The sequence below is a fragment of the Streptomyces sp. NPDC002463 genome (assembly GCF_042889835.1).
Lineage (GTDB): Bacteria > Actinomycetota > Actinomycetes > Streptomycetales > Streptomycetaceae > Streptomyces > Streptomyces nymphaeiformis.
This window is the reverse complement of sequence record NZ_JBIARL010000012.1, coordinates 169,126-191,873: the sequence shown is the minus strand read 5'-3', so window position 1 is coordinate 191,873 and position 22,748 is coordinate 169,126. Positions and strand designations below refer to the sequence as shown.

Annotated in this window: 20 protein-coding genes, 2 tRNA genes and 2 pseudogenes; 16 read left to right on the top strand and 8 right to left on the bottom strand. The window is 70.8% G+C overall.

Annotated elements, in window-relative coordinates; all coding sequences use genetic code 11:
• Window positions 1-207: 207 nt before the first annotated feature.
• Together ACFYX3_RS24665 and ACFYX3_RS24660 are read left to right on the top strand one after the other, a co-directional pair.
• Complete coding sequence (locus ACFYX3_RS24665) at window positions 208-681, top strand: Dps family protein (protein ID WP_389017140.1); 474 nt, start codon at window positions 208-210, stop codon at window positions 679-681.
• 213 nt (window positions 682-894) lie between these two features.
• Complete coding sequence (locus tag ACFYX3_RS24660) at window positions 895-1,701, top strand: alpha/beta hydrolase (protein ID WP_389017136.1); 807 nt, start codon at window positions 895-897, stop codon at window positions 1,699-1,701.
• Window positions 1,702-1,709: 8 nt separating this feature from the next.
• Here ACFYX3_RS24660 and ACFYX3_RS24655 read toward each other — a convergent pair whose 3' ends face one another.
• On the bottom strand, window positions 1,710-4,478 hold the full coding sequence (locus ACFYX3_RS24655) for an AAA family ATPase (RefSeq protein WP_389017133.1): 2,769 nt from the start codon (window positions 4,476-4,478) through the stop codon (window positions 1,710-1,712).
• A gap of 441 nt (window positions 4,479-4,919) precedes the next feature.
• Here ACFYX3_RS24655 and ACFYX3_RS24650 point away from each other — a divergent pair, with 441 nt between their 5' ends.
• The 4 genes from ACFYX3_RS24650 to ACFYX3_RS24635 all read left to right on the top strand — a co-directional run bounded on the left by ACFYX3_RS24650 (window position 4,920) and on the right by ACFYX3_RS24635 (window position 8,159).
• A complete protein-coding gene (locus ACFYX3_RS24650) occupies window positions 4,920-5,186 on the top strand; it encodes a hypothetical protein (RefSeq protein WP_389017130.1) in 267 nt (88 codons plus the stop codon).
• 4 nt (window positions 5,187-5,190) lie between these two features.
• The gene (locus ACFYX3_RS24645) at window positions 5,191-6,144 is read left to right on the top strand and encodes a hypothetical protein (protein WP_389017127.1); all 954 of its coding nucleotides are present in this window, start codon (window positions 5,191-5,193) and stop codon (window positions 6,142-6,144) included.
• The gene (locus ACFYX3_RS24640; protein WP_389017124.1) at window positions 6,116-6,955 is read left to right on the top strand and encodes a prephenate dehydratase; all 840 of its coding nucleotides are present in this window, start codon (window positions 6,116-6,118) and stop codon (window positions 6,953-6,955) included. The genes ACFYX3_RS24645 and ACFYX3_RS24640 overlap by 29 nt, the downstream gene beginning before the upstream one ends.
• 319 nt (window positions 6,956-7,274) lie before the next feature.
• Window positions 7,275-8,159, top strand: coding sequence for a Bax inhibitor-1/YccA family protein (locus tag ACFYX3_RS24635; protein ID WP_389017121.1), 885 nt, complete (start codon window positions 7,275-7,277; stop codon window positions 8,157-8,159).
• On the opposite strand, the gene ACFYX3_RS24630 is transcribed toward ACFYX3_RS24635, so the two are convergent.
• Complete coding sequence (locus ACFYX3_RS24630) at window positions 8,128-8,712, bottom strand: TetR/AcrR family transcriptional regulator (RefSeq protein ID WP_389017118.1); 585 nt, start codon at window positions 8,710-8,712, stop codon at window positions 8,128-8,130. The two genes, ACFYX3_RS24635 and ACFYX3_RS24630, sit on opposite strands and share 32 nt — an antisense overlap.
• Before the next feature lie 158 nt (window positions 8,713-8,870).
• Between ACFYX3_RS24630 and ACFYX3_RS24625 the strand changes: the two genes are divergently transcribed.
• Both ACFYX3_RS24625 and ACFYX3_RS24620 read left to right on the top strand, forming a co-directional pair.
• Window positions 8,871-9,356, top strand: a complete 486-nt coding sequence (locus ACFYX3_RS24625; protein WP_389017115.1) for a hypothetical protein — start codon at window positions 8,871-8,873, stop codon at window positions 9,354-9,356.
• A gap of 52 nt (window positions 9,357-9,408) precedes the next feature.
• Window positions 9,409-9,489 (top strand) — tRNA-Gly (locus ACFYX3_RS24620).
• A 52-nt stretch (window positions 9,490-9,541) separates the two neighbouring features.
• Here the strand turns inward: ACFYX3_RS24620 and ACFYX3_RS24615 are convergent.
• Window positions 9,542-10,747 (bottom strand): cysteine desulfurase-like protein, encoded by a 1,206-nt coding sequence (locus ACFYX3_RS24615; protein WP_389017112.1) that lies wholly within the window; start codon window positions 10,745-10,747, stop codon window positions 9,542-9,544.
• A 148-nt stretch (window positions 10,748-10,895) separates the two neighbouring features.
• Between ACFYX3_RS24615 and ACFYX3_RS24610 the strand changes: the two genes are divergently transcribed.
• Both ACFYX3_RS24610 and ACFYX3_RS24605 read left to right on the top strand, forming a co-directional pair.
• Window positions 10,896-11,924 carry a LysR family transcriptional regulator gene (locus tag ACFYX3_RS24610; RefSeq protein ID WP_389017109.1) on the top strand — a complete coding sequence of 343 codons (1,029 nt, stop codon included), beginning with the start codon at window positions 10,896-10,898 and terminating at the stop codon, window positions 11,922-11,924.
• A gap of 669 nt (window positions 11,925-12,593) precedes the next feature.
• Window positions 12,594-12,989: pseudogene (locus ACFYX3_RS24605) on the top strand (transposase); the annotation flags it as partial.
• Between the two features lie 109 nt (window positions 12,990-13,098).
• Here ACFYX3_RS24605 and ACFYX3_RS24600 read toward each other — a convergent pair.
• Window positions 13,099-13,518 carry an SRPBCC family protein gene (locus tag ACFYX3_RS24600; RefSeq protein WP_389017106.1) on the bottom strand — a complete coding sequence of 140 codons (420 nt, stop codon included), beginning with the start codon at window positions 13,516-13,518 and terminating at the stop codon, window positions 13,099-13,101.
• A gap of 26 nt (window positions 13,519-13,544) precedes the next feature.
• Window positions 13,545-13,907, bottom strand: a complete 363-nt coding sequence (locus ACFYX3_RS24595; protein WP_389017103.1) for a VOC family protein — start codon at window positions 13,905-13,907, stop codon at window positions 13,545-13,547.
• Between the two features lie 128 nt (window positions 13,908-14,035).
• Here ACFYX3_RS24595 and ACFYX3_RS24590 point away from each other — a divergent pair, with 128 nt between their 5' ends.
• Window positions 14,036-14,866: a helix-turn-helix domain-containing protein gene (locus ACFYX3_RS24590; protein WP_389017100.1), complete on the top strand. Its 831-nt coding sequence runs from the start codon at window positions 14,036-14,038 to the stop codon at window positions 14,864-14,866.
• Between the two features lie 159 nt (window positions 14,867-15,025).
• Here the strand turns inward: ACFYX3_RS24590 and ACFYX3_RS24585 are convergent.
• A pseudogene (locus tag ACFYX3_RS24585) lies at window positions 15,026-15,244 on the bottom strand (oxidoreductase); the annotation flags it as partial.
• Window positions 15,198-16,145: a zinc-binding alcohol dehydrogenase family protein gene (locus tag ACFYX3_RS24580; RefSeq protein WP_389017097.1), complete on the bottom strand. Its 948-nt coding sequence runs from the start codon at window positions 16,143-16,145 to the stop codon at window positions 15,198-15,200. The pseudogene ACFYX3_RS24585 and the gene ACFYX3_RS24580, both read right to left, overlap by 47 nt.
• Before the next feature lie 99 nt (window positions 16,146-16,244).
• Between ACFYX3_RS24580 and ACFYX3_RS24575 the strand changes: the two genes are divergently transcribed.
• The 4 genes from ACFYX3_RS24575 to ACFYX3_RS24560 all read left to right on the top strand — a co-directional run bounded on the left by ACFYX3_RS24575 (window position 16,245) and on the right by ACFYX3_RS24560 (window position 20,549).
• On the top strand, window positions 16,245-16,715 hold the full coding sequence (locus tag ACFYX3_RS24575; protein WP_382662999.1) for a MarR family winged helix-turn-helix transcriptional regulator: 471 nt from the start codon (window positions 16,245-16,247) through the stop codon (window positions 16,713-16,715).
• A gap of 767 nt (window positions 16,716-17,482) precedes the next feature.
• Window positions 17,483-19,174: a CocE/NonD family hydrolase gene (locus ACFYX3_RS24570; protein ID WP_389017093.1), complete on the top strand. Its 1,692-nt coding sequence runs from the start codon at window positions 17,483-17,485 to the stop codon at window positions 19,172-19,174.
• Between the two features lie 261 nt (window positions 19,175-19,435).
• Window positions 19,436-19,551 (top strand) — tRNA-Trp (locus ACFYX3_RS24565).
• 182 nt (window positions 19,552-19,733) lie between these two features.
• A complete protein-coding gene (locus ACFYX3_RS24560; RefSeq protein ID WP_389017090.1) occupies window positions 19,734-20,549 on the top strand; it encodes a DUF6585 family protein in 816 nt (271 codons plus the stop codon).
• Window positions 20,550-20,872: 323 nt separating this feature from the next.
• Here the strand turns inward: ACFYX3_RS24560 and ACFYX3_RS24555 are convergent, their stop codons facing one another.
• Window positions 20,873-21,508 carry a TetR/AcrR family transcriptional regulator gene (locus tag ACFYX3_RS24555; protein ID WP_389017087.1) on the bottom strand — a complete coding sequence of 212 codons (636 nt, stop codon included), beginning with the start codon at window positions 21,506-21,508 and terminating at the stop codon, window positions 20,873-20,875.
• A 127-nt stretch (window positions 21,509-21,635) separates the two neighbouring features.
• Here ACFYX3_RS24555 and ACFYX3_RS24550 point away from each other — a divergent pair, with 127 nt between their 5' ends.
• Window positions 21,636-22,577: an alpha/beta fold hydrolase gene (locus ACFYX3_RS24550; protein ID WP_389017084.1), complete on the top strand. Its 942-nt coding sequence runs from the start codon at window positions 21,636-21,638 to the stop codon at window positions 22,575-22,577.
• The last annotated feature ends 171 nt before the right edge of the window (window positions 22,578-22,748 follow it).

Sequence of the window (22,748 nt, the reverse complement as noted above, 5' to 3'; positions counted from 1 at the left end):
GAGAGCACGAGGAACGCACCGCATGTGCGGCGGTGGTCCGGAGCAGTACCTCGACCCCGCCGTCGACACGCTCACCGACTTCTTCGCCACCGCTGTGAACGTCGCGGCGTGCCCCGGGGACACCCGGCTCCCACGCCTTCGCCAACCCACCGGCTCGCCTTCGAGCCGCGCCGGAACCGCCCGCTCACGGATGAGGACCGCACTTCCATGACCGTCATCACCGGACCGCTGCCGGAGAAGGACCGCGAGGTCGCCGGATCCGCCCTGCAGGCCACCCTGGTCGATCTGCTCGACCTGTCCCTGGTGGCCAAGCAGGCGCACTGGAACCTGTACGGCCCGCGCTTCCGCTCCGTCCACCTCCAGCTCGACGAGGTCGTCACCGCCGCCCGCACCTTCGCCGACACCGTCGCCGAACGCGCCGCGGCGCTGGGGGTCAGCCCGGACGGACGGGCCGCCACCATCGCCGACACCAGCAACGTGCCGGCCTTCCCGCCCGGCTGGACGAAGGACGCCGACGTCGTCGATGCTCTGGTGCACACGTTCTCCGCCGTCATCGAGCGGGTGCGGGGGCGCGTCGACGAGCTGGGGCCGGTGGACGCCGTGACCCAGGACCTGCTGATCGGCCTGACGGCCGAGTTGGAGAAGCAGAGCTGGATGTTCCAGGCGGAGAACCGGGCCTGAGAGGGACATGGCCCTGTCAGGCCCGCCCGGTCCTCCGGGACGCGGCTGCTCAGGGCCCCTTCCCGGGCCGTACCGACCTACGCTTCCCGCTGCTCGGCAAGGCCCGCCCACATTAAGTCATTCGACTGTCGCCCGTGAGGCGTGGCCGAAGGATTCTGGAAGCGTCGCCCGCGTTCTGGTGCCGGGTGGTCGTCGTGGTCGGAGGAGCCAACCGTGGACCGTACTCCCGTCGTCTTCGTCCAGGGAGCGTGGCTGAACGCGCTGTCCTGGGAGTTGTGGGTGGATCGCTTCGCCAGTCGCGGATTCCACGCCGTCGCCCCCGGATGGCCGGGACAGGCCGACGCGGCGCCCGACGCGCACACGTCTCCCGAGACGCTCGCCGGGATCGGACTCGACGCGTTGACCGATCACTACGCCGCGATGGCGCGTTCGTTCGACGTCCCGCCGGTGATCGTGGGCCATTCCGTCGGAGGCCTCATCGCGCAGCATCTCGTCGGCCTCAACGTCGTCCGGGCCGCCGTGGCCATCGCGCCCGCTCCGGTCAACGACGTTCCGCTGGCCGCGGGACCACCCCAGCCGTGGACCCCCGAACAGTACGAGGGCACCGACCACCTCGTGGCCTTGTCCGCCGAGCAGTTCCACCGCCTCTTCGCCAACACCGAAGAGGCAGCGGAGGCCCACCGGCTCTTCGAGCGGTACGTACTGCCCGCGCCGCGCCGGCTTCTCACCGACCTGGGGTGTGCCGGCACGGCCCGCAGCCCACGGGCCGCGGCCGACACCGCCAACGCCGGTCGCGGCCCGCTCCTGCTGATCTCCGGGCAGGAGGACCGACTGGTGCCCGACTCCGTCACCCGTGCCGTCTACAAGGAGTACGGCGACAGCACCGCGGTGACCGACCTGAAGCAGTTCGCGGACCGCGGCCACTCCCTGGTCATCGACAGAGGGTGGCGTGACGTCGCCGACCATGTCCTCGGTTGGCTCGACGCACATGGCGTACACGCCCGCGCCACGGAGGTCTGAACGCGGAGTCACACGTTCTGATCTCCGGGAAGTCTGCTCAGCGCGTCGCGGAGCGCGGCGCGGGTGGTGATGCCGAGCTTGGGGAAGACGCGGTACAGATGAGAGCTGACGGTACGGGGGGACAGATGCATGCGCTGGCCGATCTCCTTGTTGGTCAGACCGCCGGCGGCGAGGGCGGCGATCCGGCGTTCCTGCCACGTCAGTGCCGCGAGATTCGGCGAGGAGACGAGGGCGGAAGGAGCTCCGGTCGCCCGCAGTTCGGCTCGGGCTCGCTCGGCCCATCCGGCCGCGCCCAGACGCTCGAACGTCTCGGCCGCCAGGGTGAGGGAGACCCGCGCGACCTTCCTGCCCTGGGTGTGCCGGAGGTGGATGCCGTGGGAGAGGCAGACGCGGGCGTGTTCGAAGGGGAAGCGGGAGGCGGCGGGGTGGTTCTTGGCCCGGTTGTACAGATGGTCGGCTTCGGCGGGGTCGGTGGCGGTCATGGCCAGCACGCCGTAGGTGATGAGGGCGAGGCGGGGCGAGACGTCCGGGAGGTTGGCATCCCGGGCCGCGAGAGCGTGCTGACGGGCTTGTTCGGAGCGGCCGGTGTGCAGCGCCGCCTCGACGAGGTCGAGGAGGGTGCGGCTGGCCTGGTGCGCGTACGGCTCGAAGGTGCCCGGGGACGTGATGCCGATGGCGTGGAGGTACGCGGCTTCGTAGTCGCCGTCGCTGAGGGCCGCGGTGGTGCCGATGGAGTCGGCGATCTGGGTGAGGAAGCCGACGCCGCGGGGGCGCGCCCAGGAGTCGACGGCGGCCTGCAGTTCACGGGCGCGGTCGGTCTCGCCCCGCATCGCGGCCAGCAGGCCCAGATACGCCCGGGTGTGATGCGCGAAGAGTGCGTGCCGATGGGAGGTCGTCAGTTCCAGATTCCGTTGTCCGGTGCGCTCGGCCTCGGCCCACTCGCCGACCGCCATCTGGTCCAGCATGATCAGGTGCAGCATGGTCATGGCGGCCGCCACCGCCCCGGTCTCCACCTCGCGGTCCACCGTGCGCTGCAGATGGGGGCGGTACCGGCTGAGGGCGTCGACGTGATAGGCGGCGACTCCCAGCCGGGTGAGGTCCCACGGCTCCAGGCCACGGAGGTCGGCGAAGGCGCTCTCCACCCGCCGATGCACATCGGTGCCACGACGCACCACGTCGCTCCACGCGTCCTGGTATATCCGCGAAGCGGGGGCGACCAGGTCGCCCAGGGAGCCGAGCAGTTCGTGGGTTCGCTCCCACTGGGCCGCGTCGCTCGCGTACTGATTGATCGCCAGCAGCAGGTTGACCAGGCGCGTGAGGACCTCGCTCGGTTCCAGCGCCCCGCCGGCACGCAGGTGCTCGATCGCCCCGGTCACCTGCAACTGGGAGGAACGCACGTCACCGTCCTCGTACAGCGCGACGTACGCGGACGTCACCACGGAAGCCGGGGATTCGCCGGTGCCGGACGCGATGTCGGAGTGGACCAGGCGCTGAGCCTGGTCCAGTTGGCCGGTGTGCCCGGCGATGAACGCCGCGTCGCCCAGCCGCCTGGAGCGTGCCTCAGGGCTCTCGCTCAGCTCCGCGGCCCGCGTCATCCAGGCGACGGCGGCCATCGCGCCTCCTCGTCGGGTCGCGGAGTCCGCGGCCGCCTCCAGCGCCGCGGCGGCCTCCTCGTCGGGGTCCACCGTCGAGGCGCCCAGGTGCGAGGCGTACCGTTCCACATCCTCGATGTGCACCTGTGCGAGGGCCGCGTGCGCCGCGCGCCGCTCGTTGGGGGTCGCCATCTGGACGACGGTCGAGCGCACCAAGGGGTGACGGAAGACGAAGTCACCGGTGAGCGGGTCGATGTCCACCAGGCCGTAGGACGCGGCCTGGTCGGCGTCCAGCATGCGGTAGCGCGTGGCCCGGGTCCGGCCGGCTCCCGTGCCGGCGCCCACACCGTCCAGAGCACCCTGGAGGAGCACCGCGCGTACGGTGTGGTCGAGCGCCTCGATGCGTGAGCCGTAGACGTGCTGGAGACGCAGGGGCAGTGGGACACCGCTGTAGCCGAACGGTTCCCCGCGATCGCGTCCTGCCCGGCCGCCCCGTACGTACGGCGGCAGTTCCAGCAGGGCCAGCGGATTTCCCTGGGCCTCGTCCAGGACCAGACGGCGGATCCGGGCATCCAGTCCGGGATGGTGCAGATCCAGGAGCTCCTCGGAGACCTTCTCCGACAGGGTCGTCACGGGCAGTGCGGGGAGCGCCGCCGTGTCGAAGCCCGAAGACACGTCGGCGCGCAGCCCGACGACGAGCTTCACCGAACTGCCGGTGAGCCGGCGTCCGACGAAGCCGAACACCTCGGTGCTGGAGGCGTCCAGCCACTGTCCGTCGTCGAGCACCAGCACGATGGGCTTCTGCGACGCCGCGAGCGCGAACAGATCGAGGACCGCGATGCCGAGGGTCATGACCGAGGGAGGTGCGCTCCGGGCCCTGCCGAAGACGACGTCGAAGACCTCCCGGTGGCTGTCGTCCAGCCGGTCGATGTACGGGAGCAGCGGGTACAGGAACTGGTGCAGGCCCGCGAAGGGGAGGCCCGACTCGGCCTCGACGCCCGCCGCCCGCATCACTCTGTGCGTCTCGTCCGCCGCGAGGCCGGCGACATGATCCAGCAGGGCGCTCTTGCCCACACCGGTGTCACCGCGCAGTACCAGAGACCGCCCTCCCGCGGCCGACACGAACTCGGCCAACACCTCCTGCTCACGCTCACGGCCGACCAGAGTCCCGGTGATCGACTTCAACGTCCCCCACTCCCTTCATGGCTCCCCGGCCTGGTACGGGGCGCCATCATGCCCGGACATACATATCGCGCCGGCACAGCGGCCGAGGCACGCGGCTGATCCCGGACCGTCCGCCGTACGGCGCGAGTACAGGTGACGGAATGAGCCATGCGACCCCACACGCGAGGTTCCACTGCGACCGAGACACGTTTATCACCGTTCTGCGCCCTGCTTGAGGCAAAAGAGTAAATCCCTCCAGGGGTTCCCGTCACTGGTTATGGCCGAAGTGTCTCTTGCGCGACGCACCTCAGGTTGCCTGAAGAGTCCACTCCTCGCAGTGGCGATCCTCACACGATCGGTCACACCTGATACACACACGTATCATGAATGGGGCCAGTGAACGTTGCCGAACGAAGCGGTCCTGAACATGTTGAGGCCGATGCGGGAAGAAGCTGATGCACGATGACGGACGGCGGCGAGACCGTCTGGCTCCCCCATCCACCGAACCGGATTCCCGGCCTGCCCGCCGGGCTCTCCCACGCGGGCCGGAACGGTTCGGCCGCACTGCCCGGTGACGTCCGCTTCCCGGTCGGAGAACGCGTCCTGATCATCGGCTGCGGAGCGGCCGGCACGGCTGTCGCCGCCAGGCTCGAGGCGTTCCGCTGCGAGGAGTCGCACGACGTCGTCCTGACGGCGCCAGGAACCCACATCGGCGAACAGGCGGCCTAGACGCATGTCGATGTTCGCGCACGACGACCCACCGAATCCGCCGGGACCCACGGCCGGCCTCACGGAGGTGCTCTCGTCCTACGAGGCGCAGGGCCACGCCGATCCCGCAGAGGCGTGGCGGGCCTTCACCCGCACCTGGAACTGGGCCGCGCCCCTCACCACCGCCCTTCCCCCTGCCGGCCTGCCGAGGATTCCGGTGACACAGCCCTCCTCCGGCGGCTTCGCGCTGTCCGGGGTGTGGCACCTGCCCTCGCCCGAGGAAACGGAGCCGTGGGTAGCCCTGCCGAACGCCGACGGTCGGCAGCAGCCCGTGCGGGGCGTCACCGAGGCCGGCAACCCGGATCTCTTCGTGGTGCCCACGAAGAGCCTCCCCGGCGCCAGAGGCAGGCACGACCACGACGCGTCGCCGGGGCCCGGGTTCCGGCTGATCGACCTGTACGTGCCGATCGGATTCGCCACGTACACGACGGGCACGCCGTTGCGGACCGGGGACGCGACCTTCTTCTGGACGGCGGTCGTCGCCATGGCGCTGGGGGCGGCCCGCCGGATGACCGACGTCCTGTCCTACCGGACACCCAGCGGGAACGCGCTGCGGGAGACGGGCGCGCACACCGTCCTGCAGGCGGAACTGGCGGCCCTGCTGCACGACGAGCGGCTGAGCCTGGCGGCAACCCTGATCGGGTGCCCCACCGCGCGCGACGGCCTCCCCCCGGACGTCGAGGAGCGGATCGCCGCGCGGGTCCGGCAGGTCGCGAACGTCGTTCACCACGTTCTCGCGGCGGCGTACCAACACGTACTGGCGCTGGACGGGAACAGCGACCGGCACCCCCTCGTGGCCGTGATCGAGGCCGGCTCACCCATACTTCAGCAAGCGCGGTACGCAACGGAGCTCCTGCCGCACGACAGAACATCCCGCAGGAAGGCAGAACATGGCGACCACCGTCGCGTACCAGGGTGAACCCGGATCCAACTCCGCGACCGCCGCACGCGCCCTGTATCCCGAGAGCGTCGGACTGCCCTGCACCGGCTTCGAGCAGGCCCTGGACGCCGTGACCTTCGGCGACGCCGACGTGGCCGTGATCCCGGTGGACAACTCCGCGGCCGGACGCGTCGCCGACGTGCACCACCTGTTGCCGGAGTCGGGACTGTTCATCGTCGCCGAGTACTTCCTCGCCATCCGCTTCGACCTGATGGGCGTGCCCGGAACCACCCCGGACCAGGTGGAGTGCGTCCGCAGCCACGTGCACGCCCTGGGACAGTGCCGGAAGGTGCTGCGGGAGGGCGGCTGGCGCACCCTCGTCAGCGACGACACCGCCGGAGCCGCGCGTGAGGTGGCCGAGCTGGGCGACCCCCGGCACGCGGCCCTCGCACCGCCCGCCGCGGCCGAGCTCCACGGCCTCGAGGTGCTGCGCCCGGGAGTCGAGGACGACCCGGACAACACCACACGGTTCGTCGTCCTGTCCCGGGAGGCGGCCCCGGCCACCGACCCGGCACAACCGTCGATGACAAGCCTGTTCTTCAGCGTGCGCAACATCCCCAGCGCGCTGTACAAGGCCCTCGGCGGATTCGCCAGCAGCGGGGTCAACCTCACCAAGATCGAGAGCTACCAGATCGGCGCGGGCCTCGGCGCCAGCCGCTTCTACGTCGAGATCGAGGGACACCCCGACGACGAGCGCGTCGCCCTCGCCCTGGACGAGCTGAGGTTCTTCTCCTCCGAGGTGCGCGTCCTGGGGGCGTACCCCGCGCATCCGCACCGGCTGAAGAACTGACCGGGCCGCCGGACGAGGAGGCGCGGTCCGGAAGGATCCGTACTTCCGGACCGCGGGTCCGCCGCCGAGACCGTCGTGACCAGTCGTCCCACGGGCATGCCTGTTCGCCGCAGGCACCAGTGTGAGGGCGAACAGACCCTCCACCCGGACAACGTGGGCGGTCGTTCCGTGGTTCACCCCGGATCCCACCGTCAAGTGACTGATGTGCGTGGTCCGTCCGCCGGTGCACGGTGAGACAGGCCGACACGTCCGGCAGGTCCGTCAGCATCCGGGACGCACACGACCGCCGGCACGTCCGACACGGAGATGAGGAACCGACGTGGCCTTCGTCGAGCAGCGAACGCTGAAGAGCAGCAACCCGATCCTTTCCCGGCCCCAGTTCAGGCGGCGAGGCGGGCAGAAGACCGCGGCCGGGGACCAGCGGACCGGAGTCGCCGTCGTACGCGACCGGTTCGGGGCGGGCCACGACCCGGACCCCGGCCACGGGCCCGCTCCGCTGCCGTTCTTCGTCGGTGACCTGATGACGATGGGAGCCGTCCTGCCCCGTGCCGCGGCCTCCCTCGGCGTCACGGCCCTCACGGCCGTGCTGACGTGGACCGTACTGCCCCTCCAACGGATCGGCACGCTCGCGTCGTACGGCATCGTCCTCGCGGCGGCCGCCCTCACCGCGGTGCTGGTGGTGACGCAGTACCGCCGGAACCTGCCGTCCCCGACTCGCACCCTGCTCTTCGCGGCGTGCCAGGGCCTGTTCCTCGGCACACTTTCCGCGACTGTCTCCCACCACCTGTCGCCCGGCCTCTTCGTCCAGACCGTGCTCGGGACGATCGCGGCCTCCGCGGGAGTGCTGATCGCCTCCGGACTGCACTGGATACGGGCGAGCCACCGGGGTCACGCCTTCGTCGGCGCCGCGCTGCTCGGCCTGGCCCTGCTCGCGCTCGCCGACCTGCTGCTGCTCCCCCTCATGGGCGCGGACGCACTGGGCCTGCGCCCCTTCGGCCTCGGCGTCTTCATGGCCCTCGTGGGCGTCGTCCTGGGTGCCTCCTTCCTGCCGCTGCACCTGCGGCAGGTCGAGGACGGCATCACGTACGGCGCCTCCCGCGCCCAGTCCTGGCTGGCCGCGTTCGGACTCACCCTGACCCTGGTGTGGCTCTACGTGGAGACGCTGCGACTGTTCACCCTCTACGAGGGAGACGACTTCTACTGACGGCGTCATGCTGCCCCGGCCACAGCGTTCGCGTGACCGTCTCGAACAGTTGGTGCTCCGGGGAGCGATCCTCACTGTGAGCAAGGACCTGCCACAAGGGCTTCAGCAGCAGAAGTACGTCGTCGGCCGTGGTCCCGGGCGCGATGGTCCCGGCCGCCTCGTTGGCGCTCACCAGGGCCGACAAGGCATCGAGCAACGGCCCGTACGCCTCACCGCGCAGCCCGGGCGCCAGGGAGGTGGCGGCGTCCACCGCGTCCGCGAACCCGGGCATGCCCCTGCCGATGTTCAACAGACGCTCCAGCCACGCCCGTAGCGCGCGCTCCGGGGGCAGCGCGTCCAGCAGCACCGGAACCGCGCTGACCAGCCCTTCCACCTCCTCCCCGTACACCTGGAGCACCAGGGCCTCCCGAGTGGGGAAGTGGCGATAGAGCGTCCCCTGGCCCACACCGGCCCGGCGCGCGATGGACTGCAGGGTGGGGGCTCCGGGGGAGGCCAGCAGCTCTGTCGCCGCTTCGAGGATGCGCAGTCGGTTGGAGCGTGCGTCCGATCTCATCGATGCTCTGGTCTTTCTCCGTGGTGAAGGTGAGCCGGCGCGAGGGTCCCGTGAGACACGTGTTTTCCGTAGGACCGTCACATGACGGATGTGTGGAGGCCCCGCCTCCGCAAGACTGAGGTTCGAGACACCCACACATGGAGGGCGGAGGGGGAGACGTGACGAGACACTACAGGTGCGGTCGGTGGTGCCGCGGCCGTACGCAGGCCAGGCCCTCGTCGTCCGGGCGGCGGCTCAGGGCCGTCGACGGCAACGGGCCGGTTCTCACCCTGGTCCGGGGCTCCGGCGAGGGCTTCCGGTCCCCGGTCGCGCTGTCCGCGGTGACCCGCGAACCCATGCCCGCCGGCGTCCGGGGCGCGACGGTGACCGAGGTGGGCGGCCGGCTCATGGCCACCTGGATGCCATCGGGCGGACCGTGCCGTGTTCCGCCGGGCCGTGTCCTGCTGTCCTGGACGCCCGCGCCCGCCGGCCGGACGGACGTCACGGCACACCTGGGCCTCGCGGGGGCCCAGGTGCTTCTGGCGGTCTGGCCGGGCCTGCGCGGCGAGTGGTCCGGTGTCGTCCGCCCCACCGTCGCGGAGGTGAGCGGACTGCACGCCGCGCTCCGCCTGGCGACGGCGGCCCTGGAACGACTGGCCGACTGACCGGCTGGCGGACGGCCCCGCCTGTCGGCGCGCATGGGCGGGGCGGGAGACGGCGTGAGCCCTACGCCCCGGTGTCCACCCGGCTCTTGAGCTTCCCGAGCTCATGGCGCGGGTTCGATTCCCGTCATCCGCTCTTGAACGAAGCCCCGGGTCAGCGACCTGGGGCTTCGTCATGGTCTGGACGTTCAGCCCCGGAGGAAGGAGGAGAGGCCGTCGAGGAGCCTGTCCACGTCCTCGGCGGTGTTGTACGGCGCCAGGCCCACCCGCAGGGCGGGGTCCTCCAGCTTCAGGGCGGCGAAGGGCTCGTACGCGTAGAACGACCCCGCGGGGGCCAGGACGCCGCGGGCGGCCAGATGCGCCTGGGCCTCGCGGGCGTCGCGGCCCTGGAGGGTCATCAGGAGGGTCGGGGTACGGTCGGCCGCCTTCGAGTGCACGGTGACGGCGTCGCCCAGGGCGCGCAGGCCCTCCTCCACCCGCGTGCGCAGCGCCTGCTCGTGCTCGTGCAGGGAGCCCAGGGAATGCGCGAGGCGCTCCCTGCGCGTGGCCCCCGCGCCGGGGTCGATCGCGGCGAGGAAGTCCACGGCGGCGGTGGCGCCGGCCAGGATCTCGTACGGGAGCGTGCCGAACTCGAAGCGCTCCGGCACGGTGTCGGGGGACGGCAGGAGCTTGTCCGGGTGGAGGGTTTCGAGGAGTTCGGGCGCTGCCGCGAGCACTCCGCAGTGCGGTCCGAGGAATTTGTACGGCGAGCAGACGAACAGGTCCGCGCCCAGCGCGGGGACGTCCACCAGGTGGTGGGCGGCGTAGTGGACGCCGTCCGCGTACACTAGGGCGCCTACCTCGTGCGCCCGGTCGGCGATCCGGCGCAGGGGCGGCTTGGTGCCCAGGACGTTCGAGGCCGCCGTGACCGCGACCAGCCGCGTGCGAGGGGACAGCGCCCGCTCGTACGAATCGAGGTCGAGCTCCGCCGTCTCGTGGTCGATCTCGATCCAGCGGACCGTCACTCCGGCGCGCCCTGCCGCCTGGACCCATGGGCGGACGTTGCAGTCGTGGTCCAGGCGGCTGAGGACGATCTCGTCGCCCTCCTCCCAGCCCTTGGCCAGGTGGCGGGAGAAGTCGTACGTGAGCTGGGTGGCGCTGCGCCCGTGGATGATGCCGCGGGCGGGCATGTGGAGCAGGTCGGCGTAGGCGGCCCGGAACTCCGCGACGGCGCGTTCGGCGTTGAGCTCGGACGGGCTGACCGTCCCCCGGTTGGAGAGGGGGCCGGTCAGTGTCGCGGTGATGGCGTCGGCGACGGGGCGGGGGGTCTGGGTTCCGCCGGGGCCGTCGAAGAAGGCGAGGCCGTGGTCGAGGGAGGGGAAATGGGCCCGGAGGGCGGTCAGGTCGATGGCCATGGCCTCGGCTTTCTGGCGACGGGGGGCGCTCGCGTGGACGGTCGGCGCTGTGCGGCCGGATCGCGTCCTACGGGCGGGATGCCTAAACTCTGGCATCGGCCGGAAAGACACGTAAAGCGATGGGTCGAGAAGAGAGAGTTCACGATCCATGAATGCACAGCCCGACCTGAAGCTCCTGTCCACGTTCATGGCCGTGGTGGACCGAGGTTCCATGGCCGAGGCCGCCACGGCCCTCGGCTACGTGCCGTCCGCGGTGTCCCAGCACATCGCCGCGCTGGAACGCGACATGGGCATCGAACTGATCGTCCGCCGCCCCGGCAGCCGGCTCATCCTGACCGCGGCCGGCCGCGCACTCGCGCAGGCGGCCGAAACGCTCTTCGACGCCACCGCCCGGTTCCAGGACGCCGCCAAAGGCATCTCCAACCATGACATCGCGGACGTGCGCGTCGGGGCCTACCCCAGCGCGATGAGTCATCTGTTCCCCGAGATCCTGTCCGCTCTGCGGTCCCGTGGCCTCGGCCCCCGCATCCGTCTCGTCATCGTGGAGACGCGCGAAGGGCTGCCCAGGGTCAGATCGGGAGACCTGGACCTGCTCATCGCCTACCGATACCTGCCCGAGGACCCGCCGACCGTCTCGGGCGAGTGGGCCGTCACCTCCCTCGGGCACGAGCCACTGCTCCTCGTCTCGGGTACGCGGCCGGGCCGTCGCCCGTTGGAACTGGCGGAATGCCTCACGATGGAATGGACCTCGGGCCACGCCCACAGCCCCGACCGGCGGCTGCTGCACCGCTGGGCGGCGGACCTGGGGATCTCTCCCGACGTGACGCTGGAAACCGAGGACCTGCACAGCATGCTGGCCATGATCAGAGCAGGTCTGGCGGTGGGGCTGATCCCGGCCTCGCTGATCAGCGAGGAGAGCGACCGGTCCGGCGTCGAACCGGTCGTTCTTCCGCCCGGGGCCGCACCGCTCCACCGCGAGGTCCTGGCCGTGAGCAGACCCGGCGCCCGCCTCCCGGTCATCGAGGAGTTGGTCACGCTGCTGTCCGGTGCTTTGGCGAGCGTCCAGTCGTCGCACCGGCGAGGAACCCTGACCGGGCACGCCCCCGACGGCCACAGGAACCGCCGACCGGGCGGGCTCCACGGAGAACCGGCGACACCTGAACAGCCGAGCACATGACAGCCGTGGGAGGACGCCTGACTGCCGTCTTCGTGGGGGAGGTGGCTCGTTCCACCCGGAAGCGCCGACCGACGCTACCGACAGGTGCGACCGCTGCCGTTCTTGCCACGGCTCGGCGGGTCAACGAGCGTTCCGCCTTCATCGAAGTAGACCCGCCACCCGGAACAACTGTCGTTGTGGCATTCGTACCGGCCCGAAAGCTCTCCTGAGTCGGCCCACAAGTCTTCCCCGCAGTCGGGACACGACCGCCCCGATCCACCGCCGATGCTGCTCGACGACTTGTCGAAGAAGCCCATACTCGCTCTCCCCTTGAACGCCGCTCGCGCGGCGGTTGTCGCCCTTGCGCAGTGTCCTCCCGGCTGGAGACTTCGACGACTGTGGACTTCGGCAGGGGACCGGGCACGTGCCCCATCCGTGCCCTTCACGGCGGTGAACAGCGGTCACCACAGGTGCGGGCGGAAGCTCTCGGAAGGTCCAGTGAAGGGGATTGTCCGCAGGCCAGAGGCCGTATCGGCGGTCAGAGTGAAGGTGATTCCCGAGCTCATGGCGCGGGTTCGATTCCCGTCATCCGCTCTTGAACGAAGCCCCAGGTCAGACTTGAGTTCTAGTGGCTGTCGCAACACCCCGGCTCAAGGGGTGCGATGGGCTTCAGGACCAGAGAGAACCGGGGCCCTGCGGACCGGGCGGGCCATGCGCCGGCCGCACCGGCAGTCCTGCAAGCGCAAGGCCCACGCCGTCACCGGCATGGTGATGATCGGCGAGCGCCCCGCCGAGGCCGCCGACCGGGTCGTCCCGGGCCACGGGGAAGGCGACCTGATCATCGGCAAGGACGGCAAGTCCGCGATCGCCACGCCCGTCGAACGCAGCACCCGCTACGTGATGCTCGCGCTGCCGTCCGAGGACCACAGCGCGGCCGGCACCCGGGACGCCCTGGTCGAGGCCGTCACGTCGCTCCCGCCGCACCTGGACACCGTCGCCACCGAGCCCAACGGCCGCCCACGCAAAACGCTCGGCTGGGAAACCCCAGCCGAGCGCTTGACTAAGCTCCTGGCCGCAACCAGTTGATCACCGGGTTGCTTCGCCTCCTGGAATCCGCCGGCGACCTGGGGCTTCGTCGTCCTCCAGACTCGTCCAAGCGTCTTGCACCGCCTCTGTACCACCCGCCCCGAGATTCCTATCCGCCCGCCGGGCCCGGGGCGGTCTTCAGCGTCTCCCGCATGATGCGCGAGCCTTGCTCGGCCATCTCGTCGATGGAGAAGGCGAGTTCGTCCGGCGTTACGTCGATCGTCCAGACGAAGCGGCTGCGCCCTTCGGAGTCGGCGAGGACCTGCATCGAGGCGTGATGGTGCTTCGGCGTCATCGAGCCGGCGACCACCGCGTAGGCCACCCGGCGGGCCGCGTCGTCGATGTCGACGATCAGCTCGTGCACGACCACGCCGTTCGCGAAGGTCACGATCCTGGTGTCCGCCTCCATGCGGGTGTCCGTGACGAAGCCAGGCACCAGGCGCTGGTGCACGGCTCCGACGTCACGCAGGACCTCCCAGACGTTCTCAGGGGAGTTGTCGATCAGGAATTCCTTCTTGATGTGTGCCATGTGCCCTTCTCCTGTCGGGGTACGCGTCAGGCGCCGGTGGTGAGGCAGAACGGATGCCCCTCGGGATCGGTGAGGACGACCCACTGGTCCTTGCCGGGCTGGAACTGCGGCCTCGACGCCCCGAGGGCGAGGATCCGGCCGGCCGCCTCCTCCAGGTCGGTGACCGTGAGGTCGAGGTGGGCGTGCTGGGCATCGTCGGGCCAGCCGGGGGCCTCGTACCCCTCGATGCGTACGAATGCCAGGCCGGGCTGCTCCCCGACGGCCAGGGCGGCGTAGTCCTCGCCGCTGTCGGTGATCTCCCAGCCGGTGACCTTGCTGTAGAACTCGGCGAGCCGAACCGGGTCACCGCAGTTGATGACCACAGTGCTGATCTGCGCGAGAACGGACATGACGGCGACTCCTCGAACGCGGTACGGGATGTTGTGCGACGTCGCTCAGCTTGCTCGCCGCGCCCCGCACCGGTCTTGAAGATTCTTGCGACGGCGCCGATGTCAGACCCCCGGCGTAGCGTCGAAGGGTGCTCACCACCACCGTCCTCGCCACCCGGCCCGACTTCGGCATCACCGCGGTGAGCTGTCGGGACGACCACACCCGCTGGTTGCAGACGGAGGTGCGCGAGGACTACCGGGTGGTGTTCGTGCGGCGCGGCCGGTTCCGCAGGCAGGTGGACGGCGCCCCGGCCGAGGTCGACCCGACGACGGCCTATCTCGGCGTGCCGGGTGAGGAGGAGCGTTTCGCGCACCCGGGCGCCGGGGGCGACGAGTGCACCTCGATCAGCCTGACGCCCGCGCTGTGGCGGGCCGTGGCCGGTGAGGACGTCCGCCCGGCTCGGCAGAGCGTGTACGTGGACGCCCGCCTCGACCTGGCCCACCGCCGCGTCCTCGTGTCCGCCCGCACCGGCGATGTGGACCACGCGGTGACCGAGGAACTCCTCGGGTTGCTCTCCGCCACCGTCGGACAGGCCGTCGACGGAGCCCTCCCGACCGGCGTGCGCCCCGGCCGGGACGAGGGGCCGCTCGTCGCCGCGGCCCGGCGGGCGATCGGCGAGGCCCACCCCGCCTCCGAGGGACTGCTGCCGCTCGCGGAGCTCCTCGGCGTCTCGCCGTACCGTCTGAGCCGCGCCTTCACCCAGGTGCTGGGGGTCTCCCTGACCCGCTACCGCAACCGGGTCCGTGTCGGCCGCGCCCTCGACCGTCTGGACGCGGGCGAGGAAAGCCTCGCCACCCTCGCCGCCGACCTGGGCTTCTCCGACCAGTCCCACCTCACTCGGACCATGCGCCACTACCTCGGCCACACACCGACGTCCCTGCGGCGGCTCCTCATTCCGGGCACCCTGAGCGGGACATAGCAGGGTAGAGGGCCCTCGACCAGGGTCCGGCACGTGCCACTCCGTGCCGGTAGGAACGGTGAACGGCAGGCAAGAAGGGGCGGCGGACCGCCTCCCCCCGGCGGCGTCCAGTGCGGCCGGGTCTTCCGGTGGGAGGTGCAGGTCGGCCGCCGCGATGTTGTCCTCCACGTGGGCCACCGAGGAAGTGCCGGGGATCGCGAGGACGACCGGTGACCCGGCCGGCATCCAGGCGAGCTTGACCTGTTCGGGAGAGGCTTCGCGCCGGTCGGCCGGGACATCCGCGACGTCTGAAGAAATCGCAGTTGAGGCGTGTGCTTCAGGGCGGTCCGTGTCAGCCGATGCGGATGACGGCCTTGCCTCGGGTGCCTCCCGCGGCAAGGCGCTGGACGGCGGCGGGAACGTCGGCGAGTTCGTACTCGGCGGAGATGTCGATGCGGATCTGCCGGTCGGCCAGCAGCCGCAGGGCCTCGGCCGCGCCGGCGGCGAGGCGCTCGGGGTGGGTCCGGCTGAGCAGGTTGCTGTTGTAGGCCAGGACGGATGTGCCGTTCATGAGCAGGTCGTCGGCGTTGATCTGCACGGGTTCGAAAGTGGCCATGTTGCCGTACACGGCGAGGCGGCCGTGCGGGGCCAGCCGGTCGAGGTTGGCCAGGCGGGCCGGACCGCCGACGGGGTCGAGGATGACGTCGAACTGCTCGTCGGCGAGCGCATCGGGGAAGTCGGCGCGGGAGATCAGGCGGTCGTAGCCGAAGTCGGGCGCGTTGCAGGCCTGTTCGGCACCGCCGCCTACGCCGACGACGCGGGCGGCGCCGGCACCTCTGGCGAATTGGGCGGCGAGTGAGCCGACGCCTCCGAGCGCCGCGTGGATGAGCACGCGGTCTCCGGGGCGGACGCGGGTCACGGTGTTGATCAGGTCGTACGCGGTCGGGGTCGCCCAGCCGAAGGCTGCCGCGGTGCGGGGATCGAGGTCCTCGGCGGGGAAGGCGAGCACGGCCGGGGCGGTGACGAACTCGGCGAAGGCGCCGGAGGCGGTGAGCGCGGTGACGGGCCGGCCGATGCGCGCGGCATCGACGCCCTTGCCGACGGCGACGATGTTCCCGGCGGCTTCGAAGCCGGGGACGAAGGGGCGCGGTAGGGGGAAATGGCCGTGGGCGGCGAGGACATCGCCCCACTGCAGGCCCGCGTACTGGACGCGGATGAGCACCTCGCCGGGGCCCGGGGCAGGGGTCTCGGTGGTGGCGAGGGCGAATCGGTCGTCGGACCCGAGCACGATGGCCTTCATCAATACGCTCCCTGGGTTGAATCAGTATCCTGATACCGAAGACGCTATGAGTATCAGGTACCTGAGTCAAGACAGGTAGCTGAGTTTGGAGTGGGCGACGTGGCGGAGATCCCCGCGGAGGAATACCTCTGCACGCGCATCCGGCGCACAGAGCAGGCGTTGATGGCGCACCACGAGGCGGTGCTGCGCGGCTACGGCCTGACCATGACCCAGTACACGGTGCTGCTGACCCTGTCCCGGGAACCCGACGGCCTGTCCGGGGCCCAACTGGCACGCGCCTGTGGCGTCACCCAGCAGACCATGGCCCCGGTGCTCACCGGACTGCAGAACAAGGACCTGATCAAACGGGAGACCTCCCCGGTGCACGCGAAGGTCCTCATCGCCTCTCTCACCGAACTCGGCGGAAACCTGCTCGACCGCGCCTACCAGGAGGTGATCGTGCTGGAGCGCGCCCTCGCGCAAGCCTTCACGCCCGCTGAGCACACCGCCCTGTGCGACCTCCTGGAGCGCGCCCGCACAGTACTCACAGAACAGACCCACCAGGCCGCCGAACGGAAGGAGACGCCATGACGCCGCCTGGAGGCCGTGCCACCACGTGCCGGTAGCAGCGGTGAACAGTGGTCATCAGGGGGCGGACGGAGGGGATCTCGTCCCAGGCGGGGAACTCGGCGTGGCGCCCGGCGCGAAGTAGCGGAAGAAGGAGTGGCCCGGCGTGAGGGTCCTCTGCTGAGCGGTGATCGCGGCCGGCCAGCAGCGCGGCGCGGCTCGGCGGACACAGGGCGGTGGTGCGGCCGCCGCGGGTGTCCATGAGCCTGCCCGCCAGATCGTGTTTCCGCAGTTCAGAGGTGGGATAGTCCGGCTGGGCGTCGGCGGATACAGCGGCACCACCCGGTTGGGCACCCTCGAAGCCCTCGACCCACCCGAGGTCAAGCCTTCCCGGTTGACGCCTGAGGGGGCGGAGACACGCATGCCACGAGGCTGATGGAACCCAGCGCGCACCCGTCTCGCCCCACGTCCCTCGGGTGCCGTGCCACACAGTGCCGGTGGAGACGGTACGCAGTGGTCGGCAAGGGCCTCGCCAGAGCACCCGACACGGGTCGCCAGGAGGACGGGCACCGGCAATTGACCACTCCGGCCTCGTGTGTGCGGCTCCAGGTGGGCCCGGCGGTTCTCGGTCACGTTCTGGCCCGTTGCCCGCTCGGGGGTTTGATCGGCGTCGGCCATCCCTTCGAGTGATCGGCGCGGAACGTCTCCCCCCGGGCGATCTTTGCGGGGCGAGCATGTGGGCGACCTTCTCGCTCATTCCCGAATCCTGGCCATGAAAGGCGTGCACAGCCATGTCTGTTTACGGAACCGCCGAAACCCCGTTCGAGCTCGGCGCCGAGGACCTCGCCCGGGTGGAAGCGATCCGCGAGGCGCTGCTCGACCCGTCCCCGCGCCGGATCGGCTTCCTGGACCGGTGGGGCCTGGCCGACAGCTACGAGACGTACGGCGAGATCGCCCAGTACCGCGAGCTGTCGATCGCGATGGCGGACGGAACGATGCTGGACGTGTCGCTGAGCGTCCCGCGCAACCTCGCGCCCGGGCAGACCTGCCCCGCGGTCGTCCTGCCGGCCCCGCTGATCAACATCGGGCACCGCGCCTACCTGCCCATGTTCCCGCGCCTGGCCCTCGGCGGATACGTCGTGCTGGCCTACAGCCAGCGCGGCCTGGCCAAGTCCACGGGCGAGATCCACGTCGCCGGGCCGCAGGACGTCGCCGACGCCACCGAGATCCTCGACGCGCTCATGCAGATCGAGGGCGTCGACCCGGACCGGGTCGGTTTCTTCGGCTCCTCCTACGGCGCCGGGACGAGCCTGCTGGCGGCCGCGCAGGACCCGCGGATCAAGGCCGTGGCCGGCACCAGCGCCTGGGGCGACCTGTTCACCTCGCTGTACGAGAACGGCACCCGCCACCTCGCCGCGTTCGAGGCCCTGGTGAAGCTGTTCGGCGAGGACCGGTGCTCCAAGGAGTTCCGGGAGGTCATCCAGAAGATCCGCTCGAACACCATTGACGACGAGGTCCGCCGCTTCGCCCAGGAACGCTCGCCCCGCACCTACCTGGACAAGTACAACGAGACCCGGACGCCCATCCTCATGACCTCCGCGTGGCACGAGACGATCTTCTCCGTGCCCGCCGTCGTCGACTTCCACGACGAACTGACCGGCCCCAAGTCGCTCCTCATCCAGATCGGCGACCACGGCAACCCCGAACTCCCCGGCCTGGCCGGTCTCTTCGCCAAGCCCACGGAGATGGCCTACCGCTGGCTGGACCACCACCTCGGCGGCAGCGCCGGCGACGGCGTGCCCCCGCGGTTCGACGTCCGCACGGAGTACATGCACAACCTGCTCTCCGACGCCCGCCACGCCACCTGGGCGGACTTCACCCTGCCCAGCCTGCGTTTCCACCTCGTCGACGCGGCCGCCGGCGAGCGCGACGGGCAGCTGGTCACGCAGCCGGCGACCGGCTGGACGCGCACGGTGAAGGCCACCGGCCAGGACAGCGGGATCGTCGTCGCCCCCAAGCTCGTCCAGACCGGCCTGGCCGAGCGAGTCGGCCTGCCGCACGTCTACAGGACGGCCGAGATCAACCGCGACGTCGCCGCGGTCTTCACCGCCGCGCCGCTGGAGCAGGCCATGCGCATCCAGGGCGACCTGCGGCTGCGGGTGACCGTGAAGCCCCAGCTGGCCGACACGATGATCGTCGCCTACCTGCTGGAGACCGACCCGGCCACCGGCAGCGCGCGCATCATCACCAACGCCCCCTACACCTTCACCGCTGACCAGGCGGGTCAGGCCACCACCGTGGACCTCCGCCTCCAGCCCGCCCACTACGTCCTGCCCAAGGGCCGCCGGCTCCAGCTGGTCATCGACACCCACGACCCGTTCTTCACCTACCCGAACACCACCACCCCGGTGTCTACCCTCGACATCACCTCCCCGCAGGGCACCGAGTCCTACCTCGACGTCCCCCTCGCCCCTCTGGACTGACCCGCGAACATGCGGCGGGAAACAGTGATCCGCGCGCCTGAGCGACCGCCGCGATCAGACTCGGCCGCCTGACGGCACATCATGGTGTGACGGCAGGCGGCCGAGGCGTCCGACGAACCCGCGCGAGCCGAAGTCCGAAGGCCTCGCTCGCGAAACCCCTCGACGGCTGGGACCGGCCGCCCCGCCGGGCTCCACGGCCCGCGGCCGCGCGTGCCGCAACGCGCCAGTAGGGCCGGTGAACAGCGGTCACCAAGGGAGCGGGCGGATGAGCCGGAACAACACCGCCGCCGTATGTTTCCCAGGTCAGCACCACGTACCGGCTCAAGTGCCGGGTGATTCCCAAGTTCATGGCGCGGGTTCGATTCCCGCCATCCGCTCTTCCGCGAAGCCCCGGGTCAGCGACCTGGGGCTTCGTCGTTGTCCGGACTCTCGGAGCCGGGCGCCGATGCCGCCCTGCGCTCCACCCGCTCGTGCACGCCTTCCGTCCCGACCGGCTCTACCGCACGCGAACGCCGCAGCTCCATAATGGGGCCCTGGTTTCCGGGTGGGGGAGGCTTGGATGTCGTCGGAGCGTGGTGCCGCACGGGTCCCGGGCGCGTTACGTGCCGCAGCGCGGGAGCACGGACTGGGGGCCCGCAAGGGGCTGGTGCAGAACGAGCCGAAGCGCTTCCCGTGGGGTGGTGTGCTGCCAGTGGGCGCGCTCGGCGTGTTCCTGGGGTGGCTGGCCCTGTCGTACGCGATCGAGGACCAGCGGGAGCAGGGCGCCTGGTACTACTCGCTTCCGCTGCTCATTCTCGCGGCGATCCCGCTGGGGTTCGTCGGGTTCTTCCTCTTTGCCTGGCTGTTCCGCCCCCGGCCGCCCCAGGTCTGGGTGGCCTGGTACGAGCACGGCGCCCTCTGGCACGTCGACCGCGGGGAGACACGGGCATACACCTGGGACGAGATCGCCTCTGTCACCCGGCAGGACATCAAGGTGACCAACGGGGTCACCAGCGCCACCACGCACCGGCTGACCATCAAGTCCGAGCAAGGTGCCGCGATCGTGGTGGGGGACGAGTTCAGCGGGATGGTGCCGTTCGCCGAGGGCCTCGTCGACGCGTTCAGCCGCGCGCGGGTGCCGCGGGACGCTGCCCGGCTGGAAGCCGGTGAACGGATCGACTTCGGCGTGGTCGACGTCAACATCTCCGGCATCGGGCAGGGCAGCCGCCGCATCGGCTGGCGGGAGGTGGAACGGATCGATGTGAAGCAGGGCCGCGTAGAGATCCGCCGTCGCGGCGACCGCAAACCGTGGATGACGCTCGCGGCTCCCGGCTTCCCCAACCTGCCCGTCTTCCTGACCCTCGCCGACGCGCTGCGGCGGCAGCACGAGTCCTGAGGAGCTTTCGGCGGGCGGGCGGTGCTGGCCGCGCGGTCGCGGTCGAAGTCGGCGGGCCGGGCACAGGGGATTCTTCCCGACGGACAGGGACCCCGTGGAGTCGACGGCCGTGCCACGACGTGCCGGCAGAGGCGGTGACCAACGGTCAGCAAGGGATCGGACACGGCAGCCCAACCCGCGCCTTTGGCATCCATTTCTGCGGGTCAGAGGCCATCCGCATGCCCAAGTACCGGGTGATTCCCAAGCCCATGGCGCGGGTTCGGTTCCCGTCATCCGCTCCATGACAGAGCCCCAGGCCAACGACCCGGGGCCTTCGTGACACGTCAGTTCGCTCCCGCTCGCGGCTCGGACGTCCCGGGAGCCGTGAAGATCCGGTCCAGGTGGTGGTGGAGCACCGCGATCGCGGCCTCCGGGCTCCGCTGACCCACGAGGATGCTGGTGCCCATGGTCGCCGCCATCGCGAGCAGGCTGATCGCCTCCGTGCGCGCGTCGGCGTCCGGGTCGGCCAGGCCGGACCCCTGCGCCTGCTCGAGGAGTCCGGTCATGGCGTTCTCCGCGGCGTCGGGGTTGTCGATGAAGGGCTGCGCGGCCAGCGCCTCGTCGGTCACCGACAGGATCGCGTAGGAGCTGTACAGCAGGTGGAACGTACGGCTCTCCTCGTCGATCGGCAGCGAGGCCAACAGCAGCGCCTCCACCGTGGCGCGCGGGCCCGGGTCCGGGCCGGCAGCGGCCAAGCGGGCACCCACCCTCGCGGTGAAGAGGTCGGTCAGGTGCCGGAGGCCGTAGAAGAGGAGCTTCTCCTTGGTCTCGAAGTAGTACTGCACGAGCCGGAGCGACACACCGGCCTCCGCGGCCACGTCGCGCATGCCGACGGCATGCAGCCCCTGCCGCCCCGCGACCCGGATGAGCGCCTCGGCGATCTGGGCGCGCCGCTCCTCGTGATCCACACGCTTCGGCATGTTCCCGTGTCCCCGCTTGTCGATGGTGGGTTCGCGCTCCGCTGCCCGAACCCCTTCATGATACCGATGTACCACATTGGTGGTACGGTCGTACCACGAAGAACGGATCTTCACCGGAGGTGCCGCCGTGCCCGAGAACACCGCCCGCGTACGCCGCGACGTCGGCCGCTACGTCGACGACGCCCTGCGCGACCGCTACTTCGCCGCTGCCGACGTCCTCTACGCGATGGGGGCACCCGTCCGCTCCGAGACGGACGTGGAGACCAGCTTCGGCACCACCCACGTCTACCGGTACGGGCCCTCGGACCCCGCCGCCGATTCCCGGACGCCGATCGTCCTGATCCACGGCGCGGGCTACAGCTCGGCGATGTGGTACCCCAACACCCCCGGGCTCAGCCTCGACCGCCCCGTGTACGCCCTCGACACCCCGGGCGACGCGGGCCGCAGCGTCCACCGCGAGCCGATGTGGCAGCCCGAGCGCGCCGCGCAGTGGATGGACGAGGCCCTCGACGCGCTCGGCCTCGACCGGGTCCACCTCGTCGGCTCCTCCTACGGCGGCTGGCTGGTGCTCAACCAGGCCCACCGGCGGCCCGGACGGCTCGCCTCGGTCACCGCCCTCGACCCCGGCGGCCTGGAGAAGGTCGGCCTGCGCTTCTTCACCTGGGTCTTCATCAGCCTGTTCGCCACCTTCGCCCCGAAGGCACTGCGTCCCCGGCTCGCCAAGTGGCTGGACCAGCCGGTCATAGCCGTCCCCGAGATGCGCACGTGGATCCAGCTCGGCGCCCGCGCGTACCGGATCCGCCGCCCCGCACCGCTGCCGCTGGCCGAGGACGCGCTGCGATCCATCCGGACCCCGCTCTACGTCATCATGGGCAAGCACAGCCTGCTCGTACACCCCAAGCGGCAGCTGGAACGCGTTCCGCGCCTCGTTCCCGGAGCCCGCGCCGAGATCATCACCGCGACCGGACACGGCCCGCAGATCGACCACCCCGACGTGGTCAACGCCCGGATGCTGTCCTTCATGGAGGACGTCGACTCCCTCGACCCCGCTGCGGTCGGCGGCGCATAGGGCCGCGAGAGGGGAAACGGATCCGGCGGCGCCTGCTCCGTGCCGCAACGTGCCCCCGGTGGCGGTGAACAGCGGTCAGCACGGGGGCTGCGGAAGCAGCCGGGACAGATCCGCTGCCGAACGTTCCGCTCGAGGACGGCCTTCTGCCATTCCGGTGTTCACCGGGACGGT

Coding starts and splice junctions, on each gene's coding strand:
- ACFYX3_RS24650 (WP_389017130.1), top strand. CDS start 4,920: ATGACGGACGGCGGCGAGACCGTCTGGCTCCCCCATCCACCGAACCGG.
- ACFYX3_RS24580 (WP_389017097.1), bottom strand. CDS start 16,145: ATGAAGGCCATCGTGCTCGGGTCCGACGACCGATTCGCCCTCGCCACC.
- ACFYX3_RS24560 (WP_389017090.1), top strand. CDS start 19,734: ATGTCGTCGGAGCGTGGTGCCGCACGGGTCCCGGGCGCGTTACGTGCC.
- ACFYX3_RS24600 (WP_389017106.1), bottom strand. CDS start 13,518: ATGGCACACATCAAGAAGGAATTCCTGATCGACAACTCCCCTGAGAAC.
- ACFYX3_RS24595 (WP_389017103.1), bottom strand. CDS start 13,907: ATGTCCGTTCTCGCGCAGATCAGCACTGTGGTCATCAACTGCGGTGAC.
- ACFYX3_RS24570 (WP_389017093.1), top strand. CDS start 17,483: ATGTCTGTTTACGGAACCGCCGAAACCCCGTTCGAGCTCGGCGCCGAG.
- ACFYX3_RS24665 (WP_389017140.1), top strand. CDS start 208: ATGACCGTCATCACCGGACCGCTGCCGGAGAAGGACCGCGAGGTCGCC.
- ACFYX3_RS24610 (WP_389017109.1), top strand. CDS start 10,896: ATGAATGCACAGCCCGACCTGAAGCTCCTGTCCACGTTCATGGCCGTG.
- ACFYX3_RS24555 (WP_389017087.1), bottom strand. CDS start 21,508: ATGCCGAAGCGTGTGGATCACGAGGAGCGGCGCGCCCAGATCGCCGAG.
- ACFYX3_RS24640 (WP_389017124.1), top strand. CDS start 6,116: ATGGCGACCACCGTCGCGTACCAGGGTGAACCCGGATCCAACTCCGCG.
- ACFYX3_RS24615 (WP_389017112.1), bottom strand. CDS start 10,747: ATGGCCATCGACCTGACCGCCCTCCGGGCCCATTTCCCCTCCCTCGAC.
- ACFYX3_RS24630 (WP_389017118.1), bottom strand. CDS start 8,712: ATGAGATCGGACGCACGCTCCAACCGACTGCGCATCCTCGAAGCGGCG.
- ACFYX3_RS24645 (WP_389017127.1), top strand. CDS start 5,191: ATGTCGATGTTCGCGCACGACGACCCACCGAATCCGCCGGGACCCACG.